Origin of the sequence: Flavobacterium aquidurense, assembly GCF_002217195.1 — a bacterium.
Taxonomy (GTDB): Bacteria; Bacteroidota; Bacteroidia; order Flavobacteriales; family Flavobacteriaceae; genus Flavobacterium; species Flavobacterium frigidimaris.
Map to the genome: position 1 here is coordinate 1 of NZ_MUGR01000019.1, position 20,269 is coordinate 20,269.

Here is a 20,269-nt window from a genome sequence, read left to right on the forward strand (position 1 = left end):
TTATTAAAATATTTTAATAATTAAAAAGTAGTTGAGAAATTTAGTTATTAATAAGAGGGAATAACATCTTTTCTTTGATGACACAACATGCACCGATAACGCCCGCACGACGGCCTAAAGCAGACTTTTTAAGTTTCATATCACGGTTGACTAAGCCCAGTGAATATTTTTTTAATGCAGATTGAATAGGTAACAGGGCATAGTCGCCTAATTGTGCGAAATCTCCACCAATTACCAGTAAGTCAGGGTTGAAGATGTTGAGTAAAATAGATAAATAACGTCCCATTTTTTCGCTTTGCTGCGTCACTAAATCGACACAAAGAGTGTCTTCAAGATTTACAGCTCCGGCAATAATAGCATTGTGCTGTAGTGTAGAAGAATTTTCGTCAAGGGTAACTTTAGATTGTTTTCCTTCTTTGATGGCGTCTTTGAACTGGTTGATGAGCGACCAGCCTGAAATTTCGGTTTCAAGACAACCCAGTTTTCCGCATTGGCACATGATTTCATTATTGAAAATGGTACTGTGACCAAATTCTCCTGAATATCCTGATTTTCCGTAGTATAACTTACCGTCCGTAATCATCCCGATAGCGACTCCCCAGCTGTAATTGACAAAGATTATGTTTTGTTCGTCATCTACCACACCTTCGCAATATTCGCCAAAAGCCATGGCACGGGTATCATTTTCTAAGTGAACAGGAAGATCTAATTGTTCTGAGATGATTTCGTTTAAAGGTCGGTTTTCGCTAAAGAAGTAGTTATAGCTAAAACCTTCCATAGAATTTATGCGTCCTGAAAAGTTGATACAAACCCCCACAATCAGTTTTTTATCGACAGAACTGTCCTCGATAAAAGAATTGATGAGGCCGCAAAATTTCAATAATGATTTTTGGGTGTTTTCTAAAATGAAAGAAGTGCCAAGTTCTACACTAACCAATTCATTTTTGATATTCTGAAGTCCAATAGACATGCTGCTGATTCCCACCTCAACACCCAGGAAATAAGCACAAGTAGGGTTGATACTGTATAAAGAAGGTCTTCGTCCGCCGCTATTGGTAATTTTTCCCATGTCGACCACATAACCTTCTGTCAGTAATTCATTGACAGCTTTGGTTACCGTTGGGACACTTGACTGTAATTCAGTACTTAATTCGGCAATAGTAGCATTACCTCCTGATAACAAACGTTTGGTTATTGATTGTCTTAGCATATGCCATTTCTGGCCTGAAAGACTTTTATCTTTACTATTGTCTAATAAATCTTTTAAACTCATCGTTTCTTTAATTACGTGTCTCTTACAAACTTACTATATTTTTTAAATAATTATAAGAATTGAGTTTAATTATTAAAATATTTTTTTAACGATGAATACATTTTTAAATGCAGTCTTTAAAATTTAAAAAATGAAGAGATCATTTTTATTGAAAATCTTCTTAATCTATGACTTTTTGTCTTCGTTCCGATTTTATAAACTAAAGTGGTTGTAAAAGAGTCTTTACATTAACCTAAACAGACTACGCCCACTTATAAATGACTTTGGTTAAGTAATAAATACCCCTTATCACACTAATCTGCTTCATAACATCTAAGAGACGAAATGTTAATACAATGTTTTATAAACAAGCTGTTTTATTAATGTAAACGTAACCTTGCTGACCTACCCTCATTTCTAATTTTGGAGACATATTATAAACAACACAATTGTATTATATGTCATTTTTTAAATTAAGAATACACCGCAAAAAAATAATCAAAACTGGTGTTTTAGCCAGCACCGTTCATTCGCCAAATAACCCAAAAGTGATGCGTTATGTATAAAGGGTTTACAGATGAGCAGCTTGTTGAATTACTCAAAAAAGGAAAAGACAAAGCATTTGATGAATTGTATTTTCGGTATCGTGATGCATTGGTTCGCTTTGTTTATATGCGAATGAAATCGGTTCCGGTTGCTGAAGAAATTGTTCAGGAAGTTTTTACTACTATTTGGGAACGTCGGAAGATCCTGGTGATTCAAAAAAAATTCTCGGCTTATATCTACACTTCAGTTCGGTATGTGACTTTAGATTATATCAAATCGCACACCATTACCGACCAATATATAAAAGAGGTTACCGACAGAAATACGAATGATTACAATAGTACCAATGCCACCGAAGATGCTATCTACTACGAAGAACTTCAGGAAGCAGTCGACAAAGCCGCTTTATTATTGCCTAAAAAATGCAAAGAAGTTTTTATTCTAAGCCGCATCAAACATTACACCAACAAAGAGATCGCCGAAGAACTGAATGTATCGCACGAAACCGTAAAGTATCATATTGCCTACGCGCTAAAATTTATGCGAAACTATTTGGGCGAATTCAATTGATATTATTTGCTGAAAATTAAGAGTGAACGTTTTTCTTAACAAAAGCGTAACCTTAGGCGCCTACCTAAAACTACTATTCCCGAGACATACTATTAAAGAGATAAACAAATTATAATGCCTGAAAATTTACATCAAGATATACAATTTTTTTTAGAAGGAAAGCCTTCTTTAAAAGGAGAAGAATTATGGAATAACTGGTACGATCACCCTGAAGAAATTCTGGATGCTGCCATACTAATACAATCTGATCGTTCGAAACTAAAAAAAGAAATCAGACAGATTAAGAAAACGAACAAGGTTATTTTTCTTCATAGCAGAAAATGGGTTATGGCAGCTTCACTACTCTTTTTAATGGGATTGTCCTGTTTCTTTTATCTGTCATTTGTAAAAACAATTTCGAAAGAATATACAACCAAATCAGGAGAACGCGCCCTGATAACGTTGAGCGACGGAACCCGGATTTGGCTCAATGCCGGAAGTCATTTAAAATACCCAATGGAGTTTAAATGCCGAACACGCGAAGTATATCTCACCGGAGAAGCTTTTTTTGATGTTGCCAAAGACAAAGAACATCCCTTTATCATTCATACCGATAAAATGGATACCAAAGTACTAGGAACCAGTTTTAATGTTCAGGCGTATCCGGATCATGCCACACAAGAAGTTTCGGTTTTAACCGGAAGAGTCAATGTAAAATCGACTGTAAGCGAAGAAAATGTCTATGTAACTCCGGGACAAAAAGTAGTTTTTAAATCTAAAAATAATAAACTGCAAGCCTTTACAGATATTCCGGTGAACTCTATTTCGTTATGGCGAAAAAACATCATCGTTTTTGAAGACGCTCCTTTGCCGGAAGTTATTGCCACAATCAATCGCAATTATAATGTGGCGATCCAGATTGAAAACAAGAACCTCAACAATCTAAAAATTAGTGCCTATTTCAAAGAACTTCCTGTTAACCAGGTCGTGGCTTTGGTATGCAATATTATCAATGCCAATTATAAAATTGAAGCAGGAACTTATATCATACAATAAGATGAATGTCAGAAATCTTTAACACAGAAGAAAAGAATTAAAAATTGAGAATTAAAAATTAAAAATCTGCGTGATCTGCTAGCAAAAAAAAGGAAACACAAATTGCACGAATTACCACGAATTAAATCATAATAATCTTTAATCCCGATAGCTATTGGGAGTGGCAAAAAAATTAAACATATAGAAATATAGACTTAAAATTAAGAATTAAGATGCTTTTAGAAAATCATGATTTTTTCACATAGCTAATGTGATTTATTCCAAGTGAAATGTCTTTTCTAGACTTTGCAACCTATGTTTCTATCAGTTAAAAAAAATAAATAAAAACGAATCAATCATCTACGTAGAAACCAAGCAATAATCCAAACACAAATTAAAATTCCAAAAACATGAATCAAAAACAAATGCGGTATGTCGTAAACTGTCAAAGCATTAAAAAATCGGTACGGACTAAAGCACTGCTTTTTGCTGCTTTATTTTTTATCGGATCAACAATGAATGCTACCACCGTTAAAATCGGTAAGAGAGTAACTTTAAAAGTAGAGAACGAAAGTATAAAGAATGTTTTTCAGAAAATCGAAAAACAGGCAGATGTACATTTTATGTACGAAACCAATCAGGTCAATACCAATCAGAAGATTAGTTTAAAACTGAACAACGTAACCTTAGAACAGGCATTAGATAAAATATGCAGCAATTTTTTCCTGAAATACGAAATTGTAAGCAACAATATTGTCATCAAAAAGAATCAAAAACTGGCAGATGCGGGACAGGGAAAAATAAGTATTTCAGGAACTGTTTTTGGAGGCGATGACGGAATGCCGTTGCCGGGTGTTGGAATCAAAGACAAAGATTCTGATGCAGCCGCCACCACAGATTTTGACGGAACATTTAAGATGGAAATCAATTCAGCTCAGGCAGTACTTGTTTTTTCATACGTAGGATATGTTACTCAGGAAGTAAAAGTAAATCAGTCAACTAAAAACATAAGTGTCAAATTATTAGCCGACATGAAACAACTACAGGAAGTGGTAGTTATGGGATACGGTTCTGTAAAAAAGAATGAAGTTTTGGGAGCTGTTGGAAGTGTTTCTATGAAAGAAACGTCAAGCAGAACCTACAACAGTGCAGCTGAATTATTGCAAGGAACTGTGGCGGGTGTTACCGTAATTAATAATGGTGGAGATCCTACGGCAGAACCAACCATCAACATTCGTGGTATTGGTTCTTTGAACGCTGAAACGCCTTTGATCGTTTTAGACGGAATTATCTACAGCGGATCCCTGAATACATTAAACCCTAATGATATTGCTTCGATTAGTGTGTTAAAAGATGCGGCTTCTGCAGCAATTTATGGGGCAAGGGCTTCCGGAGGTGTAATTTTAATTACCTCTAAAAAAGGAACTTCGGATCATATCAATGTCAATGTAAATTATCAGGGAGGTTTTCAGAGTGTGGCTAAAAAACTGGGCGTTCTTAATGCGGCCGAATATGCTGATGCTATGAATACGGCGAGAGATAATGCCGGTATGCCTAGAATTCCTGCTTTTGATCCTGCCTTTGAACCATCAGCAAGAACAACAAAAACGAACTGGATGGATGAAATTTTCCGTACAGGCGAAATACAGGATTTATCTATTTCGGTAAACGGAAAAACCGAAAAATCGAATTTCTTTTTGTCAGGAAGTTATAGAAAAAACGAGGGTATTTTATTGAATACTTTCGGGACGCGATATACAGCAAGAGCCAACTCTTCTTTTAAACTGGCGCCAAACTTTACTGTAGGAGAAAATATGTCGTATTCCTTAACAGATGGTCAGGCGGCAAATACAAATAGTGGTTATACGGGTGCGATTTTAGCGGCAATTTTTTATCCGCCAAATGCAACTATTTACAGAGAAGACGGTTCAGGACAATTTGGTGGAGTTCCTGAAAAATATATTGGTTCTTACGGAGACGTAATTAATCCTGTAGCTTATCTAAAAAGACTGGACAACAGAAATCCTGTTTCGACTATTTTAATTAATCCATATGCCGAGTGGGAAATTATTTCAGGATTAAAACTAAAATCAAACTGGGGTTATACCAGAATTCAAAACAATGCGACTGATTTTGCGGTTAAAATTACAGAACCGGGTAAAGTATTCGATTTTAACAGATTGACCTTAACCAACTCAACAACAACAGATTTGTTAAGCGAGCAGACACTGTCTTACGAAAAATCATTAGGAAAACACAATTTCAAAGCTCTGGCCGGATATACGTACCAACAAATCAAGAAAGATTTTTATACCATACAAGGAACAGGTTTTGATAGCGAAGATCCATCACAGCGTTATTTGCTAAATGCAAAATTGGTACAGCAAATTACTGCTGGATTGTCTGAAGAAATTATTTCTTCTTATGTTGGAAGGCTGAATTATGACTTTAATCAAAAGTATTTAATTTCAGGAATTGTTCGTCGTGACGGAACGTCAAAATTGACATCTGCAAACCGTTGGAAAGTATATCCGTCTGTTTCTGCAGGTTGGTTGATTTCTGAAGAAGGATTCATGAAAGGCATTAATCCGATAATCAGTACATTAAAATTACGTGGAAGCTGGGGACAAATAGGGAATTTAGGAAACTTAGGACCGTACCAGTTTAGTGTACCATTGACTCAAACCCAAGGCCTGATCGGGTCAACTCCGGTAATCAATTACGGATACGCAGAAAGCGAATTATCGAACCCTAATTTAAGATGGGAAAGCTCTGAACAAACCAACGTTGGATTAGATTTTACCATGTTCAATAATGCTTTGTCAGGATCTCTTGATGCTTATGTAAAAACAAACAAAGACATGTTGGTTCGTGATCAGCTGCCGGGTGTTTCGGGAACTCCGTTAGGTAGAATTGTAAACTCAGGAAATGTTGAAAACAAAGGAATCGAAGCAAGTTTAACCTACCAAAAAACACGTGGCGATTTTAAGTTTGATGTAACAGCGAACGCCGCCTTTTTGAGCAATAAAATTGTTTCGATCAAAGACGATTTAACCTCACTTGAACCGTTGAATTTAAGCCGAGTTCGCAGTTTGCCCTTAGCGAATATTTATCAGGTAGGAAGTCCGGTTGGTGCTTTTTACGGTTATTCTACAGACGGATTGTTCCAAAGTAATGCTGAGGCAAAAGCCTATGTAAATACAAAAGGCGAAGTGTATCAGCCCAATGCTGTTGCGGGAGATATCAAGTTTAAAGATGTAAACGGAGACGGTGTAATCAACAACAGCGACAGAGTAGTATTGGGAAGCCCTTTTCCTAAAACCACTTTTAGTTTGAATATGAACTTTAGGTACAAAGGTTTTGATATGAATGTATTTTTTAGCGGAGCAGCAGGGAATAGCGTTTTTAATGCGGTAAAACACACTGGTTTAAACGGTTCTTTCCCAGGATATAATTTATTGGCAGAATCTAAAAATGCATGGTCACCAACCAATACCAACACCAATATTCCGGTACTTTCATCAACAGATAACAACAATAATTTCGGGCGAATCTCTGATTTTTATATCGAAGATGCTTCTTTCGTAAGACTAAGAAATCTTTCTATAGGTTATACCGTAAAAGACCAATGGCTAAAAGGAAAAGCGAAATTAAGATTCTTTATTTCAGCACAAAACCTTTTTACAATCACGAATTATTCAGGAATGGACCCTGAAGTTGGATTGAACAACTTTGGTATGGACTTAGGAAAATATCCACTTTCCCGTATTTATATGACGGGTGTAAGTGCAACTTTTTAAAAAAAACATAAAACAAATAAAATGAAAAATTTAAGTCTTTTAATATTGAGTTTTGTGCTTTTATTGAGCGCGACAGCTTGCGAAAGCGAACTTGATCTGGTTCCGCAAGGAGCTCCGTCAAGCGGAAATTTCTGGAAAACCCCTGCCGATGCAAAAGCAGGAGTAAACGCGATTTATGCTTTGTATTCTGATGATAATATGTACGGTCGCGGATTTTTCTGGCTGAACAATGCAAGTGATGATATCGGGACAAAACCGAGACAAAATGCAGAACGTATCAAGAATTTTATTGTTGATGGTGCAGAATCTGATACCAAAGACATCTGGAGAATTCACTACGAAATCATGAAACGCTGCAACGATGTGATTCGTAATATTCCGAAGATTAATTTAGACGAGAAAACAAAAAATACGATGTTGGGAGAAGCCTATTTCAATCATGCCGTAATGCATTTAGAATTGGCGTATCACTATGGAGACGATCGCGCAGGAATCCCGATTCAGGATCGCGAAAACCCTACGAATATTTATGTGCCAAGAGCAAAAAACGTGGCTGAAAACTATTCCTATATCGCAGCAGATTTAATAAAAGCAGCAGATTTATTGCCTTATTTTAATGAGTTGACTTCAGATAATTACGGTCGCGCACATAAAACAGCGGCCTGGGGATATTTGGTGCGTACGTATTTGTATGCCAAAGACTGGGACAATGCTATTAAGTATGCCAATATGATCGTAAACAGCGGAAAACACAAATTGCTGGACAATTTTGAAGATGTATTTAAAATCAAAAACAACTGGTCTTCAGAATATATTTGGTCTGTAACTTCAAGTGCCGAAAATACTTCTTTGGGTTCTATTTTCCCGGGAGTTTGTCTGGAGGATAAAGGTTGGGGAGCGTACAACGGTTGGGGGAATTTTTATCCTACCAAAGAATTGTTTGATACCTATGATCCAACAGATAAAAGACGCAGCGCGACTATTTTGCAAAAAGGAGACAAGTTTCTGTATTTTGGTGAACTGGTAACTTTTAATGAAGGTAAATACATTGTAAGTTCCAGTAACAGAACCGGATATCAGTTCAATAAATATATGGAACCGTTTGGTTATCCTAAAACAAATTCTGGCGGAATCGACATTCGTTATGTAAATGCCAATGGAGACAAACCTTCGACAGCTTTAAACGTGCCGCTTTTGCGTTATGCCGATGTGATTTTGATGTTAGCGGAAGCCAAATTAATGAAAGGCTTGAATGCGGATACAGAAATCAATATGATTCGTCACCGTGCGGGTCTTGGAGATCTTGCCGGAGCAACAATGACCGATTTAAAAAGAGAAAGACGCTGCGAATTGGCCGGAGAATGGACAGACCGTCATTTTGATTTAGTGCGTTGGGGCGATGCTCAAGCAACATATGCAAAACCTTTACACCATTATAACGGAACCGTGATTTATCCGGCCCGTAATTTCAACCCTGCCATTCACCATGTTTGGCCAATACCACCGGATGAAATCGCAGTGAGCAAAGGAGCGCTTACGCAAAATAAAGGCTGGTAATGTGTAGTTTCAGTTTGTTTGTTTAGTTTTTTCTACACTGCAAGCTTGTCGGAGCTTGCAGTTGTAAGAAAAAAACAAATGAATTTTTAGATATAAAAACAAGCCAGTCTTTTTTAGGAAAAGGCTGGTTTGTTTGATTTTTTGCCACTCCCTATAGTTATCGTGATAAAAGATTAAAAATGATTTTAATTGTGAGGTTTTAATAAAAAAAAGTCCCGGCGGGACGTCATATTTACAGGAATTTAATTGGATAAAAAGAATCAGAACCCCATCGGGGTGACATATATATCGCTCCTCAGGGGCTTTGAAGGGGGATTCAATAATTGCTATAAATATTACGCTCCGATAGAGCTTTAAAAATTAAATAATATAAAAAGAGAAAAAACTTTGCGCCTTTGCGCGATTAAAACTCACAAAGATTAGCAATTCTAATTGTCGAGTTCCTTGCGAAAATTTCCCGTTCCTCGAAATGACAAACTAAACAAGCTATGTGCATTGAAACAAGTGAAACGCCTTTTTTTACACGCCCCAAAAAACTATGTTCCTATGTTTTTTAATTAACCTCAACCAGAATAAAAAATCAAAAAAAACTTTAAAAAATAATAAACACAATTTTTCCAATGAAAAAAATAATCACCTTTTTTTGCCTTCAATTTTTCCTGTTTGCACAAGCACAGGAATACAGTTCATCCAACATTCATTCTCATAATGATTATGCTAGTAAACTTCCTTTTTACGAAGCCTATTCCAATGAAACCGGCGTTATCGAAGCCGATGTTTTTTTTGTCAATAATGAGCTTTTTGTTGCCCATACTTCTAAAGAAATTACGCCACAAAACACACTAAAAAGTCAATATCTGGATCCGCTTTCTAATAAATTGAAAAGCCTGGACGGAAAAGCATATCCGAGTAATAAACCTTTGATTTTAATGATCGATATCAAAACAGAAGCCGATGAAACTTTAAAATTAATCACCCAACAAATTAAAACCTATCCTGATTTAATTTCGAACAAAAATCTAAAAGTCGTAATTTCAGGAAACCGACCTTCTCCAACAAACTGGAAGGATTATCCTGATTTTATTTATTTTGACGGAAGATTAAACGAGAATTATTCTCCGGAACAATTATCCCGCGTTGAAATGATCAGCGAAGATTTAAAAGAAATCACCATTTGGAACGGGAAAGGCGTGATGACTCAGGCCGATGCTGAAAAAGTACAATCCATCATTAAAAAAGTACACGATCAAAATAAAAAAGTTCGTTTTTGGGCCACGCAGGATAATGTAAATACGTGGATGAGTCTGATGAACCTTAAAGTTGATTTTATTGGTACGGATAATGTTCCGGAACTGACGCATTTCATCAACAATATCAAATCTACATTTTATCAAAATACCGAATTCCATCAGGCGTATGTTCCCGGAAATGGAGTATCATTTTCTAAGAAGAAACCGAAAAATGTTATTCTTTTAATTGGTGACGGAATGGGTTTAACGCAGATCTATTCCGGTTACACGGCCAATAAAGGGCAACTGAGTTTGTTTAATATTCCAACACAGGGATTTTCGATCACAAAATCTTCAGACAGTTATATTACCGATTCGGCTGCCGGAGCAACTGCAATGGCAACGGGACATAAGACCAATAACCGTTTTATAAGTGTTGATGAAAACGGAAAACCTTTAGAATTAATCACCCAGCAATTGGCGAAGAAAAATTATAAAACGGCCATTATCTCAGCCGGAAATATTGCCGATGCTACGCCTGCTTGTTTTTACGCACATCAGCCGGAAAGAAGTTACTTTCAGTCTATAGCTGAAGATTTTTTAGCAAATCCTTCTGATATTTTGATTGGAGGAGGACCAAAAGAATTTACATCCCGAAAAGATGGTAAAGATCTTTCGAAGATCCTGATACAAAAAGGCTATACTTTTTCGGATAAATTCAGTTCTTTGGATACCATCAAAAATTCAAAATTTATTGTTTTGGATGATGCCTCGGTAGTTGCTATGAAGAATGGAAGAGGAGATTTTTTAAGCCGATCATTAGCCAAAGCAACCTCAACTTTTGCTAAAACTAAAAATCCATTTTTTATTATGGCCGAAGCTGCACAAATCGATTATGGCGGACATCAGAATAATGTAGAATCTGTAGTTCGCGAAATGCTGGATTTTGATAAAGTAGTGGGACAAGCGATGGAATATGTAGATAAAAATCCGGAAACATTATTAATCGTAACAGCTGATCATGAAACGGGCGGACTTTCCTTAATTGACGGAAGTATCGAAAAAGGTTATGTACATGGAAGTTTTAGCACAAATGATCATACCGCAGTTCCGGTTCCGGTTTTTGCTTACGGTCCGGGAGCTGAGAATTTTATGGGAGTTTACCAGAATACCGCAATTTATACTAAGATTATGGAAGTTCTTTTTAAGAAATAGAGCACTCTTTGAGATAAAAAACCGCTTCTTCAATTCCTTTGAAAAGCGGTTTTTTTATTTTAAAAAAAGTAAAGAGAAGATTCAGATCTATAAAAATTAAACTTAAAAATAGCGGATCATCTTCACAATAGATACTTGAATATTAATTTAAAGTAATCTGATAAGCACATCTTCTTTCGCCGGAAACAATATGACTAACGCGATTAATGATGACTTTGTTTCCCAAAACAGATTTGAATGTATTTAATTCTGACGAACAAAAGCCCTGACATATTGTGGCCGCTGCACAAATTGGGCAATGGTTTTCGACCAAAAGGTAGCCTTGGTCATTCTTACAATATTCAGCCATATATCCTTCTCTCGTTCTTATTTCGACAAGTTTCTCCAGTTTTTCTTCCAGATTATCGATGGTATCTATTTCGTCATGATACTTCTTTTTCCCAGTTTCTTCATAAATATTAATAACATCGTCTAAAGTGTTTTTTCCCATCGAACTAATAATAGTAATAAGTTTCAAGGTCAATTCAGCATGTGTATCCGGAAATTTAGCATTTCCGTTTACAGTAAGGCTAAACGTTTTTTGAGGCCGCCCCACACCTTTAGATTCTTCCTGAGGCTGAATGAGTTCTTCCTCAACAAGTTTAACAAGCTGTTGTCTAACACCTTCCTTCGTTATTTTAAGCTCATGCGCAATCTCAAGAGCCGTAAGCGGACCCCGCATTTTGAGCAGCATTAATATCTTATTTGTTGTCATAAATTAATAAAACAAGTATTTAGTTGTTTTATTATGCAAAAATATTAATTTTGCAGAACTTATCAAAGCTGAAGGGCAGATATTATTCTCCTAAAAGCAATCAACATTGTGAGTTACAGAATTTATTAATGCAAACTGTAGAGTATGGTACCAGAATTACGATCACCTCCCATGAGTTCCTATACCAGGATTGATGTACCTGTTTATATCGTTCCGTACTGGAATGTATTAATGAAAAATCTCTAAACAGTACATATCCTTCCCCTTAGATTTTAGAAATCCCAAAAGCTTTTACTAAAGAGTAAAGCCGTTTTTACAACGTACTCAGCCTACTATAAAAAAAAGTATTTAGGCCGGGCAGGGAATACTTATGTCTAAAAATCAGCAAATAATTCAAATTTTTTAATCATCATAAATATGGAAATACTAAATAAAATAGAAGCTTCAGGCATACAAACCCTTGATTTACGGCCGTATAAACCCAACGAAAAAGATTTTACCGTATTTGATATCGTTCCTTTTCTCATCGAAGATTTCCTGCTGCAGGAAAAAGCATTCAGATCAGAAATGGCGAATATAGACTGGAGCCAATATTCAGGAAAAGATGTAGTAATTACTTGTTCTAACGATGCCATTGTTCCGCTTTGGGCTTATGTATTAATCAGCTCACTAATGGCTCCCCATGCCTCAATAGTAGTCTATTCGACAACCGGAAATCACGTGGGTCTTTTATGGATGGAAAGAGTCAGACGAATAGAATTTTCGGCTTTTATCAGTCAAAAAGTAGTGCTGAAAGCAAATTCATCCCTGCCTGAAGAAATTCTGGTAATGGCCACAAGTCAGTTAATTAAATATGTACAAACCCTAATGTGGGGAGAAGCAGGTTCTCCTTTAATGATTTATAAAAGAAAATAAACGAAATAATGAAAAAAATAATAGCCATACTGTTTATAGGAACGCTCTCGATCGTTTCATGTAACAAAAAAAATACAGCACAAACAGCAAGTCCTGAAGCGTATCCCACGCTTATGCTAAAGGCTCAAAAAGCGGATGTTTCGGTTGAATATCCAACTACTTTAGAAGGAGAACAAACCGTAGAAATACGTTCTAAGATTGATGGATATATCGAACAGGTTTTTGTCGAAGAAGGTTCGGCTGTAGCCAAAGGTCAGGCTTTGTTTAAAATAGATGCCAATAGTTATGTACAGGAAGTAAACAACAAAAAAGCAGCTGTACTGGCTGCCGAAGCAAGTCTGGAAACAGCAGTGATTCAAACCAAAAGAACATCGGCTTTAGCAGAAAAGAAAATCATCAACAACTACGAATTAACCTCAGCCAAAAATATAGAGAGAGTAAAAAGAGCTGAATTAAGTCAGGCCAATGCTGATTTATCAGCGGCCAAATCAAAACTGGCGTTTACTAATATCGTAAGTCCTATTAATGGAGTGGTGGGAAGTCTGCCTTTTAAGATAGGAAGTTTGGTCAGTATTTCGGCACCCGAACCTTTAACCACGGTGGCGAATACCAAACACATTTACGCTTATTTTTCGCTGAGCCAGCAACAGTTAAATGCATTTTTAAACCAATATTCAGGCCATCAGTTAAAGGATAAATTCAGGAATATGCCAGCTGTTTCCCTAGTAACTTCTGATGGAGAAACCTATCCTGTAAAAGGAAAAATACAGACTTTGAGCGGGGTTCTAAATGCCAGTACAGGTTCAGCCAATTTCAAAGCTGTTTTTCCAAATCCCGAAGGCAAATTATGGAGTGGGGCAAGTGCGACAATTGTGATTCCAACCCAATTTACAGAGGTAATTCTGGTACCTAAAAAAGCGGTATTCGAATTGCAGGGACGCTTTTTTGTCTTTACAAAAGATGCACAAAACGTAGTGCACAACACCGAAATAAAAATAAGAAATACAGCAACCGAAAAAGAGTATCTGGTAACCGAAGGCGTGCAATCAGGAGATATTATTGTTACAGATGGAATTGGAAATCTAAGGGATGGAGTAAAAATCGCACCAAGAGCTGCTGCATCAAAAAAATAAAAAGACATGTTTAAAAAATTTATAGAAAATCCGGTATTATCCACCGTAATATCGATCATAATAGTGATTCTGGGATTGCTGGGACTGGCTTCTCTGCCCATATCACAATACCCCGAAATTGCCCCGCCAACAGTTGTGGTAAATGCTTCGTATCAGGGAGCAAGTGCCAATGTGGTGATGAAAAGTGTCATTATCCCTCTCGAAGAACAAATCAACGGAGTCGAGAATATGACCTATATGACTTCTACTGCCAGCAGCAATGGTAGTGCGGCCATAACCATATTTTTTAAACAGGGAACAAATCCTGATATGGCAGCCGTAAATGTGCAGAACAGGGTTACGAAAGCAACGAGTTTATTGCCGAATGAGGTTATTAAATCAGGTATTACAACCAGCAAACAGTTGAGTAGTACAGCCTTTAGTTTCTTGTTGTACAGCACAGACGGAAAATACGACGAAAAATTCCTTGATAATTACTTAAGGATAAACATCATGCCTGAGATGAAACGTGTCGAAGGGGTAGGAGGAACCCAAATTTACAGCGAACAGGAATATTCGATGCGTATTTGGTTAAAACCTGATGCAATGGCAAATCAGGGCTTGGTTCCGGATGATATTATCAAAGCATTGCAGGAACAAAATATCGAAGCTGCTCCGGGGAAAATTGGAGAAAACAGTAAAGAATCTGTTCAATATGCATTAAAATTTACGGGTCGGCTGGAAGATCCTGCTGAATTTGAAAATATTGTTTTGCGCAGTGGCAAACAAGGCAGTTTATTACGGCTAAAAGATGTTGCAGACATTGAATTTGGAGCTTTAGATTATACAACTTCCCTGATCACGCAAGGAAAAGTTTCTTCGGGAGGAGCGATAAGTCAGATTTCAGGATCGAATGCGAGAGAACTGATTATTGCCTGCGAGGATATCTTAAAAAAAGCGTCCAAAGATTTTCCTCCGGGAATAGAATACCATACGTTCCTGAACGCTAATGATTTTCTTGACGCTTCAATCGAAAAGGTAATTTATACCATTATCGAAGCTTTTATACTGGTTTTTATTGTAGTATTTATCTTTTTACAGGATTTCAGATCGACATTGATACCTGCAATTGCCGTTCCGGTTTCGATTATTGGTACTTTCTTTTTCCTGAAGTTATTTGGGTTTACGATCAATTTACTGACTCTTTTTGCTTTGGTTTTAGCCATTGGTATTGTCGTCGATGATGCGATTGTGGTTGTCGAGGCGGTTCATGCCAAGTTGGATCAGGGCGCTAAATCAGCGAAGAAAGCGACGATTCATGCGATGAGCGAAATTAGCGGAGCGATTATATCGATCACCTTAATTATGTCGGCGGTATTTATTCCTGTTACTTTTATTACAGGTTCAGCAGGAGTGTTTTATAAACAATTTGGTTTGACATTAGCCGTAGCGATTTTGATTTCGGCAATTAACGCCTTGACTTTAAGCCCTGCCCTTTGTGCTATTTTACTCAAACCACACGATCCTGAAAATTCAAAACATCCAAAAGGTTTTCTACCCCGATTTTATACCGGTTTTAATGTCGCTTTTGATGCGGTTACAAACAAATATATCGGAGCAGTCCGATTCCTGATTCGCAGAAAATGGATTTCATTAATAGCCATCGCACTATTTGGATTGGTATTTTATGCGTTGATCAAAACGACTCCAACAGGTTTTGTACCTAATGATGATGGAGGGGCGATTTATGGAAATGTGGTTTTACCGCCCGCTTCGACACTAGAACGTACCGAAGAAATTACCAGGGAAATAGACAGTATTGCCAGAAGTATCCCTGAGGTAGAACTTTCATCGACCCTTTCGGGAATGGATTTAATTCACGGTTCGGGAGGTTCGTACGGCGCATTATTTATCAGGCTGAGACCCTGGAACGAGAGAAAAGGAAAGACTCAGGACGTTACTTCGGTTGTAGGTCAGTTGTTCGCAAAAACGGCGCATATAAAAGGGGCAAGCATTATTTTCTTTGCTGCGCCCACCTTGCAGGGATTTGGAAACAGCAACGGATTCGAAGTACAATTACAGGATAAAACCGGAGGAAGTTACCAGAATTTCGAAAAAAATATCGGCAAGTTTATGGCCGCAATCAATCAGCGACCGGAAATTATGTACGCTACAAGTCCGTTTAATATCGGTTTTCCGGAAATGGAAGTCAATGTAAATGTAGCAAAATGTAAAGATGCGGGAGTATCTGTCAATACCGTACTGAATACACTTCAGGGGTATTTTGGAGGAATCTATGCTTCCGATATTAATAAATTTGGAAAACAATACAGAGTAATGCTGCAATCGCATCCGGATTACCGGGCGAAAGAAAGTGATATCAATAAAGTTTTTGTTCGCACGGATAAAGGAGCAATGGCACCAATTTCAGAGTTTGTGACCTTGAAAAAAACGTATGGTCCTGAATTTATCAACCGTTTCAATCTTTTTACCTCAACAACTGTTACAGGTTCTCCAAATGCAGGTTACAGTTCGGGTGATGCAATAAAAGCAATCAAAGAAGTGGCCGCACAAACATTAGAAAGAGGATATACCTATGAGTTTTCAGGTTTAACCAAAGAAGAATTATCGAGCGGAAGCCAGACGACCTTAATCTTCGGGCTTTGTCTGATCTTTATTTACTTCCTGTTAAGTGCACAATACAAGAGTTATATCCTGCCTTTTTCGGTACTGTTATCATTGCCAATAGGGCTTGCGGGGGCTTTTATATTTGCGAATCTTTTTGGGGTCGACAATAATATTTTTCTTCAGATCAGTTTGATCATGCTCATCGGACTTTTGGCAAAGAATGCGATTCTTATCGTAGAGTTTGCTTTATTGCATCGCCTGAGCGGAAGAAGCCTTGTACAGTCGGCTATATTTGGGGCAAAAGCCAGATTACGACCTATTTTGATGACCTCATTTGCTTTTATTTTCGGATTGATTCCGCTGATGATTGCGACTGGTGCCGGAGCATTGAGTAACAGATCAATTGGTACAGCTGCTGTGGGCGGAATGCTGATAGGTACCTTATTCGGGGTTTTTGTAATTCCGGTTTTGTTTATCATTTTCCAGTCGTTGCAGGAAAAAGTGGGGGGAATAAAAGAACCAGTTCACGAGCCTAGAAAGATCGAATAAAAGCTTTAGAGGCTATTTTTACAGCAAAGCACGCAAAGTTCTTTTACAAGGATGGTATTACAAAAACACAAAGTTCGCAAAGCTTTTTGTTGAGCCATCTTTGCCGTTATTTTTTTTTGCCACAGATTAAAAGATTTTAAAAATTTCTAATTTATTAATCCTCTCGCAAAGTCGCCAAGACGCCAAGTTTAAAAACTTAAAAAAGAAAAACTTAGCGACTCTGCGACTTTGCGAGATTATTTCAGACTTATATTAAAAACATATTAAAATGAATAAATACAATTATAAAATAATAGTCATTATACTGATTACTTCCAGTATATGGAGTTCGTGCAAGATCACGAAACCGTATACAAAACCCGAAACAGCTGCAACGTATCGTGAGCAGGAAAATAAGGATACAACAAATATGGGAACCATGAAATGGTCGGAACTATTTACAGATCCTGTCTTACAACAGCTTATTTCTGATGGACTGGCAGCCAATCTGGATTTGAAGATTGCAGTAGAAAGAATCAATCAGGCAGGAATAAATGTCAAACTGAGCAAAGCTGCTTTTTTGCCTTCGGTAAATGGAAATTTATCCGTAAAAGAATCGAGATTGGCTTTCCCGCAGGGATTTGGACTTTTCGATCAGTCGACACAATATGATTTGGGGATTTCGGCCGGATGGGAAATCGATGTTTGGGGTAAATTAAAAAGTGCCAGGAAAAGCGCATTGGCAAATCTATTGGCGACGGATGCTGCGAAGCGTGCTGTTCAGACCCAATTGATTGCCAATATTGCCAATTCGTATTATGAGTTATTACTTCTTGACGAGCAACTAAAAGTACTTAAAAAGACCGCCAAAAACAGAGAAACAGATGCAGAAACGATTAAAGTGCTCTTCCAAAACTCTATTATCAATGGCGTTGCCGTAGTGCAAAGTGAAGCGAATTTTTATGAAGCTGAATTGGCGATTCCGGATATCGAACAAAAGATAACTGAAACCGAACATGCTTTATGCGTGCTTCTGGCAAAATCCCCAACTAAAATTGAACGCAGCGTTCTGGAAAAACAAAAGCTTACGTACGATCTTAAAATTGGAGTTCCGATGCAGCTTCTGGCCAATCGTCCTGATGTACAGCAAGCAGAATATAATTTTAGAGCGGCATTTGAAGAAAGTAATGTTGCAAGTGCTTATTTCTATCCCGCTTTGACCATCAGCGGAGCAGCCGGTTTTTCGAGCTTTGGTCTGAAAGACTGGTTTACAAACGGAGGACTTTTTGGGAATATCGCCGGAGGACTTACGCAGCCCATTTTTAATAAAGGAATCAATAAAGGAAGGTTAGCGACTGCTTTATCTTTACAAAAAGAAGCACTTTATAATTTCGAATTTTCGATGTTAAAGGCAAGCGTGGAAGTTTCGAATGCCTTGTCTCAATATGATAACGCCGCTTTAAAAGAAGAAAAAAGGAAGAAACAGTTAGCAGCTTTATTGAAAGCAGTAGAATTTAATAAAGAGTTATTGAACAATTCAACAACCAATTATACAGATGTATTAACGGCGGAACAAAATTTATTAAACGCACAATTAAGAGGTATTGACGATCAAAGCCAGAAATTGCATGCGGTTGTGAATTTGTATCGCTCTCTTGGCGGAGGCTGGAACTAAAAGGTTCAGAATTTCAGGAAATTATAAAGCTCAATCTAGTAACGATTGGGCTTTGTTTTTTTATTATTTGACTGATTTTAAATTGTCACCGTCTTTATCATGCAGTCTTCTGAAAACTAATCCCGAAAGAATGGTCAGAAAACCGACAACCAAAAATGTATATCGAAAAGCATTGTGAATTTCGTTGTGAATGAGTTTTACATCGCCCTGAAAAATTTTAAGAACCAATAATCCAAAAGCAATTCCAAAACCAATAGCCAGCTGCTGATTCACAGAAACCAATGAATTACCGCTGCTGGTATGGTAAACCCTTAGATCAGCAATTGAAATAGAATTCATAGAAGTAAATTGTATCGAGTTAAAGAATCCCAAAACAGAAATAATAGGAATGTACCAATAAATGGAGGTATGAATCGACGGAATGGCTAATGCGCAGATTAATACGCCAATAATAAAAGTGTTCACCATCAATGTTTTTCTGTAACCATATTTGTTTAAAATTCCAATTACGGCTGATTTTCCAAACATCGCAGTAAGCGCCATAGGAGCCACAATCCATCCGGAAGTCACCGCCGATTGTCCGTAAGCGATCTGAATCATCATGGGCAATAACAACGGAATCGAACTAAAACCCAGGCGGGTTGCCAGATTGCCAACTATCCCAACGCGAAAGGTTCTTACCTGAAATAAATTCAATGGAAAAAGAGGATTATTGTCTGTCACGGCATGGCGATAATACCAATACAACATCAAAAAGCCTGACATCAGGATCAGTAAAACCGGTGTGAGACGAACGGTATTGCCAAATAATTCTAATGAAATGGACAACAGGAGTGAAGCTGCGGCAAAGATCAGAAAACCTTTTAAATCAAAATCGATTATGGGAGATTTGTAATCCGGCATGTATTTAAGGCTTAGCAGAATACCAATAAGCCCAAAAGGAATATTGATCAGGAAAATCCAGTGCCATGATAAATAATCGACCATGTATCCGCCCACTAACGGACCTAGTACGGGACCAATTAAAGCAGGAATAATGGCAAAATTCATTGCCTTTAATAATTCTTTTTTAGGAAATGTTCTAATAAGTGCCAGTTTGCCAACCGGAGTCATTAAACTTCCTCCGATGCCCTGAATAACACGGGAAAAAATCAGATGACTTAGATTTTGAGAGAGAGCACAAAATAAAGAACCAATACTAAAGAGGAATAAAGCAAAAATAAACACTTTTTTAGTCCCGAATTTATCAGACAAAAAACCACTGACAGGCATAAAAAGGGCGAGAGTCAAAACATAACTGATAATGGCATTCTGCATATCAAGCGGTGACTCGTGAAGATCTTTGGCTATAGAGGTGATCGACGTATTAAGAATAGTAGAGTCGAGCATTTGCATAAAGATGGAAGTCGCCAAAATGAGCGGTAATACCTTTTTGATTGTTTCATTGTTTTGTCCTGCAATGTTTGCGTTCATG

General features: G+C 37.3%; 12 protein-coding genes. 9 read left to right on the forward strand and 3 right to left on the reverse strand.

All coding sequences use genetic code 11. The annotated features are described in order from the left end of the window. Window positions 1-40: 40 nt before the first annotated feature. Window positions 41-1,273: an ROK family transcriptional regulator gene (locus B0A67_RS10050; protein ID WP_072962447.1), complete on the reverse strand. Its 1,233-nt coding sequence runs from the start codon at window positions 1,271-1,273 to the stop codon at window positions 41-43. Between the two features lie 537 nt (window positions 1,274-1,810). On the opposite strand from B0A67_RS10050, the gene B0A67_RS10055 reads away from it, so the two are divergent. From B0A67_RS10055 to B0A67_RS10075, 5 genes are all read left to right on the forward strand, one after another. Next, the gene (locus tag B0A67_RS10055; RefSeq protein ID WP_072962449.1) at window positions 1,811-2,368 is read left to right on the forward strand and encodes an RNA polymerase sigma-70 factor; all 558 of its coding nucleotides are present in this window, start codon (window positions 1,811-1,813) and stop codon (window positions 2,366-2,368) included. A gap of 114 nt (window positions 2,369-2,482) precedes the next feature. After that, complete coding sequence (locus B0A67_RS10060; RefSeq protein WP_072962453.1) at window positions 2,483-3,403, forward strand: FecR family protein; 921 nt, start codon at window positions 2,483-2,485, stop codon at window positions 3,401-3,403. Window positions 3,404-3,792: 389 nt separating this feature from the next. Further along, window positions 3,793-7,182, forward strand: coding sequence for a SusC/RagA family TonB-linked outer membrane protein (locus B0A67_RS10065; protein WP_072962456.1), 3,390 nt, complete (start codon window positions 3,793-3,795; stop codon window positions 7,180-7,182). A 21-nt stretch (window positions 7,183-7,203) separates the two neighbouring features. Beyond that, window positions 7,204-8,739, forward strand: a complete 1,536-nt coding sequence (locus B0A67_RS10070) for a RagB/SusD family nutrient uptake outer membrane protein (RefSeq protein ID WP_072962460.1) — start codon at window positions 7,204-7,206, stop codon at window positions 8,737-8,739. Between the two features lie 620 nt (window positions 8,740-9,359). Beyond that, window positions 9,360-11,183 (forward strand): alkaline phosphatase, encoded by a 1,824-nt coding sequence (locus B0A67_RS10075; protein ID WP_072962462.1) that lies wholly within the window; start codon window positions 9,360-9,362, stop codon window positions 11,181-11,183. Window positions 11,184-11,325: 142 nt separating this feature from the next. Here the strand turns inward: B0A67_RS10075 and B0A67_RS10080 are convergent, their stop codons facing one another. Next, window positions 11,326-11,937, reverse strand: a complete 612-nt coding sequence (locus tag B0A67_RS10080) for a helix-turn-helix transcriptional regulator (protein ID WP_072962466.1) — start codon at window positions 11,935-11,937, stop codon at window positions 11,326-11,328. Between the two features lie 417 nt (window positions 11,938-12,354). Between B0A67_RS10080 and B0A67_RS10085 the strand changes: the two genes are divergently transcribed. The 4 genes from B0A67_RS10085 (at window position 12,355) to B0A67_RS10100 (ending at window position 18,795) form a co-directional block, all read left to right on the forward strand. Then, entirely contained in the window at window positions 12,355-12,852 is a 498-nt protein-coding gene (locus B0A67_RS10085) for a DUF2480 family protein (protein ID WP_072962470.1), read from the forward strand. Window positions 12,853-12,860: 8 nt separating this feature from the next. Continuing rightward, window positions 12,861-13,985, forward strand: a complete 1,125-nt coding sequence (locus B0A67_RS10090; RefSeq protein ID WP_072962474.1) for an efflux RND transporter periplasmic adaptor subunit — start codon at window positions 12,861-12,863, stop codon at window positions 13,983-13,985. Between the two features lie 6 nt (window positions 13,986-13,991). Next, window positions 13,992-17,141: an efflux RND transporter permease subunit gene (locus B0A67_RS10095; protein WP_072962477.1), complete on the forward strand. Its 3,150-nt coding sequence runs from the start codon at window positions 13,992-13,994 to the stop codon at window positions 17,139-17,141. A 268-nt stretch (window positions 17,142-17,409) separates the two neighbouring features. Further along, entirely contained in the window at window positions 17,410-18,795 is a 1,386-nt protein-coding gene (locus tag B0A67_RS10100) for an efflux transporter outer membrane subunit (RefSeq protein ID WP_072962480.1), read from the forward strand. A gap of 63 nt (window positions 18,796-18,858) precedes the next feature. Here the strand turns inward: B0A67_RS10100 and B0A67_RS10105 are convergent, their stop codons facing one another. Further along, entirely contained in the window at window positions 18,859-20,268 is a 1,410-nt protein-coding gene (locus tag B0A67_RS10105) for an MFS transporter (RefSeq protein ID WP_072962482.1), read from the reverse strand. Window position 20,269: the final 1 nt, after the last annotated feature.